The following is a 7264-nucleotide window of genomic DNA, read 5'->3' on the forward strand; positions in this document are numbered from 1 at the left end:
CCCACAAAAAATGTATGCTCTTGATAGCGGATCAGTCTTTGTTGCCCTTACTCAGATTATTAAACATTGAATCACCTATAATTATCGGACTCCAAAGATACTTACCTGTAGATTGAAGAATATTTTGTTGAAACCCCAACCTCTTCAGAGGAGTGGAAGTTTCAGCTAAATAGTCAGCATCTAAATGTTTAATATAATGAGATTTTTGTATCCTCTTTTTGCAAAAAAGGTCTGAACATGAATCGCAAGCCTTCTTTTTGGGAACTAATACTATCTCTGCCAACTGATTACGCGCTCCTCCCAACATTTTTACATAAGAACAATTATGATTGAGATAGTCAGCTAGCGGTTTAAAGTTTTGCAACAAAACCATTATCTGTCCGAGGAGTTTACAACCATGTTTGTACTCTCGGCTGTCAATAGGAGAACTAATTAATGTATGCGTCAAATTAATCATGTCTTTGACGTCAAGAGGTAGCCATTTACTTGAAAGAAGCTCTCCCATATGACGCGCTAAACATATTCCAAGCTCTTTTCCTACACAAGCGACTGTTTTAATAGGGTAAAGCAGATTTAATCTTTCGCTTTCAGTAAAATTTCGAATACCTACTCTGACTATTTCATCACTTGGAACATTCTTACCAGTTAAAAGCCTTTTAACCGCTTTTACTGTAGATTTATAGTCAGTCGTTGTTAAACAACTCAAAGGAGTGTTATGGAACTCACACTTTCCATCATATTCCCAGCTTTTTCTAAAATATGCATACCCTCTACCTCTAATCATACCTTTAATGCATAATGGGCAGAAAGTAATAGGTAGCCCCCCCTTGGACTTACCCTTCGTCCTATTTTCTTTGAAAAAAGTAGACTCTAACGAACGACAGTAAGCATGTGGTACATCAAAAAATTGATGATGAGTACCACTCAATAATGTACCTACATCTATAGCCTCTAGTAAGAAAAGATCATCGAACTTATAAAAAATGTGCGTATCTTGGTGCGCAAATGGCTCATTCCTCCAACGCCCATCAATACTTATTACACCTTTTGGGTCAAATTTATGCATATAAGCTAGTTGGTGACGAATAAGAAAGCTATGTAATGACTCGTCTAAAGGAGTGTTCAATTTGAGTATTCCTGTTAATTTACCTATGCCGCATTGCGCTTAAAGTTCTCAGCCTGCTCAAAAATCTCTTTATACACTTCATCACGATCAATCGGTGGGTAGCCCCACTCATCGAGCAAAATGATCAGGTCAAAGTGCAATTCAGCTTTGATATCGTCTCGCTTGTTCCAATCAGTGTATTTGGCTTTATCATCAATGACCTTCTTCACCTCTTTAGATAGGTCAATCAGCTTCTCTTCTGGGTAAGTAAAGTCGTACTTATGAGCCAATGAAATGAGAATGTCGTAAAAGGCTTTTTCTTCAAAATCTATCCCCATTTCACCAAACGAGGCCATCTCAGCACGTAGTTCATTGTAAAGGTTGATAATTTCTTCTGAGAAGTCATTAATTACTTCCGAGCGAAGTACATCCTTTTCGTCCCGCTCATTGTACTTTTCAACCAACATGTTCATTTTCTTACTGAAATCGACACCTTTCACTTTGTTGGTCTTTTTAAACTCGCCAATCGCTTTGGCAAGCATCTGCTGAAGCAGTTGAAGTTTAGTGTTTGGCTGTTTCACCATTTCTAACTTGGCAAGGTAATCATCATCAAAAATATCAATCTCGCCACCGTCTTTCTCACCCAGCTTAAAGATCTCTTCAACACCATCACTCAGCAATGCGTCTTTTACCAAATCACGCACCTTACGGTTCATTTGGTCAACATCTGGCGCACCACCCGTAGTGATCTTAAACACGATGGTTCGAACGGCTAGATAGTAATGAATCTTGTCCTTATGCTCTTTGGTCAGTTCACTACTTCCCACACAGATGTCATAGGCCGACTTAAGACGCTTAGTCAGATCCATAAACGTCTTTTCAAATTTCTTGGTTCGAAGTGCAAAATCAGCCGAGGCATTCAAGCAATGTAACTGCTCTAGTGGCGTACCATTGAAATAAGGCTTAGAGTCGAACTTATGGAACAGCCCATCCAACAGACTCAGGTGATCCTTAACAATAATGACCGACTGTTTGATATCTTCTAGGTTCTGATCTTGCCCTGCTGTGTATTGGGAAAGTGCAAGGTTCATCTGTTTTTTTATGCCGATGTAATCGACAACCAGACCATTCTCTTTACCTTCAAATTTACGGTTTACTCTCGAAATGGTTTGGATAAGATTATGCTTTTGCAAAGGCTTATCAATGTAGATGGTATCGAGGAACGGCACATCAAAGCCCGTTAACCACATATCTACCACAATAGCGATTTTGAAGTTCGATTTGCCATTTTTAAACTGACGATCCAGCTCTTTACGATACTCTTTGCTACCGAGCTTATTCCACAAAGCTTTATCATCATCTTTGTCACGAGTCATAATCATCTTAACCCGCTCCATCGGCTTAACTTTCTTCTTATCACTTTCAGATAAAGTTGCACCATCTTCACAGACTTTTACATCATCCCACTCAGGACGAAGCGCAATCAGTTCTTTGTAGAACTGATAAGCGATTTCACGGCTACTACAAACGAACATTGCTTTGCCTTTTTGAGTCGTGCCTTCTTCAACACGGTTCTCATAATGCTCAACAAAGTCTTTCGCTATGGCTTTGATACGATCTGGGTCGCCCAGTATGGTAGACATACTCGCCATAGCCGTTTTGCTTTTATCTATTTGATATTCGTTTGTTCCAGCTTCTTCACACTCTTTATAGTATTTTTCGACTTCATCGAGCTGGCGACCATCAAGCAGCACTTTTGCTGCTCGACCTTCATAAACAATACGAACGGTAATTTCATCATAAACCGATTCTGTCATCGTGTAGCTATCGACAACCGCACCAAATACATCCAGCGTTGCGTCAATAGGCGTACCAGTAAAGCCGACATAAGTAGCGTTTGGTAAAGAGTCGTGAAGGTACTTAGCAAAACCGTAAGTCTTTTTCACCCCGTCTTCAGTAACAGTAATTTTCTGTTCTAAATTGGTTTGGCTTCGGTGCGCTTCATCCGAGATACAAATGACGTTGGTTCGATCAGTCAGCAGTTCCAAATCTTCCGTAAATTTATGGATAGTTGTCAAGAATACACCACCACTTTTACGCCCTTTCAGGTGTTCTCGAAGTTCAGCACGGCTCTCTACACTAATGATGTTTTGATCACCCACATAACCTTTTGCATTAGTGAATTGACCTGAAAGCTGATCATCCAGATCAGTACGGTCAGTAATAAGAATAATGGTTGGGCTACCCAATTCGATATCTTTCATCAGTAGACGAGATAAGAACAACATTGTGTAACTCTTACCACAACCAGTCGCACCGAAATACGTACCACCTTTACCGTCACCACTCACCAACTTACCGTGCTCATCAAAGCACTTCATATGTTGTTTGATATTGGCAAAAAGCTTTGTTGCTGCATAATACTGAGGATAACGACAAACAATCTTTTCTTGTTTGCTTGAGGTATCAGGTAAGTAGATAAAATGACGTATCACATCGGTAAGTCGTTTCTTGTTAAACAAACCGCTGATCATCGTAAACAATGAGTCAATACCATCTTTGTCGAGCTTCTCTTTACCCGTAATTTTACGCCAAGAGTAAAAGAACTCGTATGGGGCAAAGTACGACCCCATTTTGCTGTTCACACCATCACTAATCACGCATAGAGCGTTGTATTTGAATAGTTCAGGAATATCTCGATCATAACGAGTAGTAAGCTGCTTATACGCATCATAGATAGTCGCGTCTTCACGAATAGCGCTCTTAAACTCAAACACCACCAATGGCAAACCATTGATGTACAGAATGCCATCAGGGATACGTTGCTCATAGCCTTGTATCTCCATTTGATTAACTATGCGATAGCAGTTGTTCTCAAGTTCAACGTAGTCGATAAGCTGAATGTATAAATCTTTCTGGTTTGCGTCTTCACGCTTGAGCAAAAAACCATCAGAAATAAACTTCATAATGGTTTTATTGGTATCGTACAGATCCGAAGCGGGAAGATACTCAAGCTTATGGATAATTTGCTCTATCTCATAGGCGGTAATACCTTCCTCTTGGTAACGTTTAGCTAGAAATTCACGAAGATCGAACTTAATCAGCACATCTTCAGGTGCTCGCTCAATTGCGTCGCCACGAGTATGTGGGTAGCCTTCTTTCCCTAGCAGTTCAATGATGGCTTGTTCCAGCCGTTCTTCTGTGAATTTCATTTATTACGCCTTTGATATCTTAGCTTGAAGAATGGGAGCAAGATCCTTTAAAAGAGCTAGTTCTTTTGGTAATACAAGCAATTGATTTAATAGTATATCTAGCTGACGGTTGACTTCTTCATAGACTCCATCAGGAGCAACTATTATGCTCAATGGGTTAAGAATTTTCATTGTAAGAAACTTTGTTGCAGTTCCAGAAGAGCTACCCTTGAAGCCTTCTAATTCATCTTTGATAGAAAAGTAAACTTGCAATAAAGATAAGTTTTTAACTTTCGGTGTAATTACATATGTTCTCTGATAAGCATCAAATTTACCTTCAAAATACTTTAGCGGATAAATTGCACTGGCATTGTTACCAGCAAGAAGAACTGCTTTTCCATCAAAAGAATATGTGTCAGTTTTGTACGTCTCAGAAGAGCAAGTAAAAAATGGATATTTCCCATTATCAACCGCAGCATTTGAATTTAATTTTCCTGTTTTAAATGTCAAATAACTCTCATAAGTTCCAACTTTCCAGCCCTTTGGAACATCACGCATTGTTTCCTCACACACCTGCATTTCACCACCTGAAGACTTGTAAGGCTTCCCTTCTAGTTCAGGCTTACCGATAGATTCTGCGTATTCTTTTGAGATCGGAAATTCAAAATCAACAAACCACTGTTTATAAATAGCTTTAGCGGTATCTTCTAGCTTTTGAGTAAGTTGTCCGTTGAGTGCAATACGGGCATTCACCACATTGTATTCACGCACTATTTCACGCTGCTTTTCGATGGACGGGACAGGTAATTCCATATCGCAGAAATCGTCCCACTCTAAGCTTCCTCGAACGCCTCCTACAGCTAGAAAACAAGCGTGTCTATCAAACTCAGAACGTGACATCCACATCATCAAATATTCAGGATCTAATGACTCTGTATTAACGACCTCAAACACTAGATATGCTTGAGAAATAATTGCTTCATCAAAATCTATTTGCAGGGCTACTGGGATTTTTTTATCTCGTCTTACCTGCATTAAGCTGCAAGCAAATTGCCCTTTTTTTATGATTTTATAGTTGGCCATATCTGTCCCGACAGTATTAGCCACTGAAGGGATAAACTCTTTAGAAATCGACAAACCTAACAGCGTCTTAACTTCCAACTTCCTATTTCGAACATCGACCAAACGGATGTAATCGCCAATTTTTTTATAGTTCGATGTCATAACCAAGCTCTTTAAATACAGATAAAAGTTCAATCTTTGATTTCTGTTCAGCTTTGAGTAAATCTCTCATCTCTGTTTGTATAGAACTCATTTTCTCTTCAAAATCAACATGTTCATCTTTATTCACAAACTCTATGTACTTACTTGGTACGAGCGAATAATCTTTAGCTTTGATCTCTTCTTTAGATGCAGAATAGCAATACTCAGCAACATTTTCATAACCTGAATCCTCGCATTGCCAGCGATGGAAGGTCGAAGCGATATGCTGAATATTTTCTTGCGAGAATTGGATAAACTTCTTCTCAAATGGAACACCAATTTCACGGAGATCCATAAATAACACTTCGTCTTTTCGGTCTCTATAATTTCGGGTATGGTCGGCTTGCTCAACTACACGCTTACTCTTATTTTTATTGATAATCCACAAAGTTACACTGATGTTAGTGGTGTAGAACATATTTTGAGGTAAAATAAGAATTGCCTCGACTAAACCATTTTCAACCAACTTTTTACGGATTTCTTTCTCTGTACCATCCCCTGATAAAGCACCATTTGCCAAAACAAATCCAGCCACACCATTGTCTTCTGACAATTTAGAAACCATATGCAAAATCCAACCATAGTTGGCATTACTGCTTGGTGGCGTTTCGTAACCGTCCCAACGATGATCATCGACTAGCTCATCGGAAGCTCGCCAATCTTTCTGGTTAAACGGCGGGTTTGCCATAATAAAATCAGCTTTTAGAGCTTCATGCTGATCGTTGGCAAAGGTATCTTTTGCAGCCGCACCAAGGTTGGCAGAGATACCACGAATCGCGAGATTCATTTTCGCTAGTTTGTAGGTTGCGCCTGTGTACTCTTGACCATACACAGAAACGTCTTTCTTGTTACCTTTGTGGTTCTCAATGAACTTCATTGACTGAACGAACATCCCACCCGAACCACAACAAGGGTCATAGATTTTACCTTTGTATGGCTCAATCAATTCTGCAATTAGGTTAACGATGCTCTTTGGTGTGTAAAACTCACCTTTACCCTTACCCTCTGCAATCGCAAATTTAGATAAGAAATATTCGTAGACACGACCCACCACATCTTCGTGCGGATTCGCTAAGGTATCGATGTTGTTAATCACATCGATCAGTGCAGATAGCTTGCTCACATCCAAACCAAGACGAGAGAAATAGTTATCAGGCAATGCGCCTTGTAATGCTTTGTTGGTTTTCTCGATGGTGCTTAAAGCAGTATCGATCTTTAAGGCAATATCTTCTTGTTTAGCGTTTTGCTGAACAAAGCTCCAACGGCTTTCCTCAGGTAGATAAAAGACATTCTCTTTAGTGTATGCTTGAACTAAATCAACATACTTTTCTTGCCCTGAATTAATCAATTCTTGCTTACGCTTCTCGAATGTATCACTGATGAATTTGAGGAAAATCAGGCTCAATACGATGTGTTTGTATTCTGACGATTCAACACTACCACGCAGCTTGTTTGCTGCATCCCAGAGTGTTTCTTCGAATGATTTTTCTTTCTTCTTTGCTGCTGGTTTCTTAGCCATTTATTGATGTCTTCTTTCGATTATATTCGCTGCTGATTGTTCAAGATCTTATCAGGTGAGGTAAACCTACCAATGAAACTTATAATATCTTGTTTAAGTTATGTTTTTTGCGCTATCCAACTCAAATTAATTTGTTCGATCTTTTTTTGCAGATCTACAATTTTTTTATGTGCTTCAAGCACTTTC

4 protein-coding genes are annotated in these 7264 nt (G+C 39.3%); all 4 read right to left on the reverse strand.

All coding sequences use genetic code 11. The annotated features are described in order from the left end of the window. Positions 1-31 precede the first annotated feature (31 nt). Genes IQR33_RS28640 through IQR33_RS28655 form a run of 4 tightly spaced genes read right to left on the reverse strand, consistent with a single transcriptional unit; the run spans position 32 to position 7078 of the window. On the reverse strand, positions 32-1126 hold the full coding sequence (locus tag IQR33_RS28640; RefSeq protein WP_193837249.1) for a hypothetical protein: 1095 nt from the start codon (positions 1124-1126) through the stop codon (positions 32-34). Between the two features lie 23 nt (positions 1127-1149). After that, on the reverse strand, positions 1150-4317 hold the full coding sequence (locus IQR33_RS28645) for a type I restriction endonuclease subunit R (RefSeq protein WP_193837250.1): 3168 nt from the start codon (positions 4315-4317) through the stop codon (positions 1150-1152). A 3-nt stretch (positions 4318-4320) separates the two neighbouring features. Then, on the reverse strand, positions 4321-5520 hold the full coding sequence (locus IQR33_RS28650; RefSeq protein WP_193837251.1) for a restriction endonuclease subunit S: 1200 nt from the start codon (positions 5518-5520) through the stop codon (positions 4321-4323). Continuing rightward, the gene (locus IQR33_RS28655; protein WP_193837252.1) at positions 5504-7078 is read right to left on the reverse strand and encodes a type I restriction-modification system subunit M; all 1575 of its coding nucleotides are present in this window, start codon (positions 7076-7078) and stop codon (positions 5504-5506) included. The genes IQR33_RS28650 and IQR33_RS28655 overlap by 17 nt, the downstream gene beginning before the upstream one ends. Positions 7079-7264 lie beyond the last annotated feature (186 nt).

Source organism: Vibrio sp. OPT46 (genome assembly GCF_015163535.1).
Taxonomy (GTDB): domain Bacteria; phylum Pseudomonadota; class Gammaproteobacteria; order Enterobacterales; family Vibrionaceae; genus Vibrio; species Vibrio alginolyticus.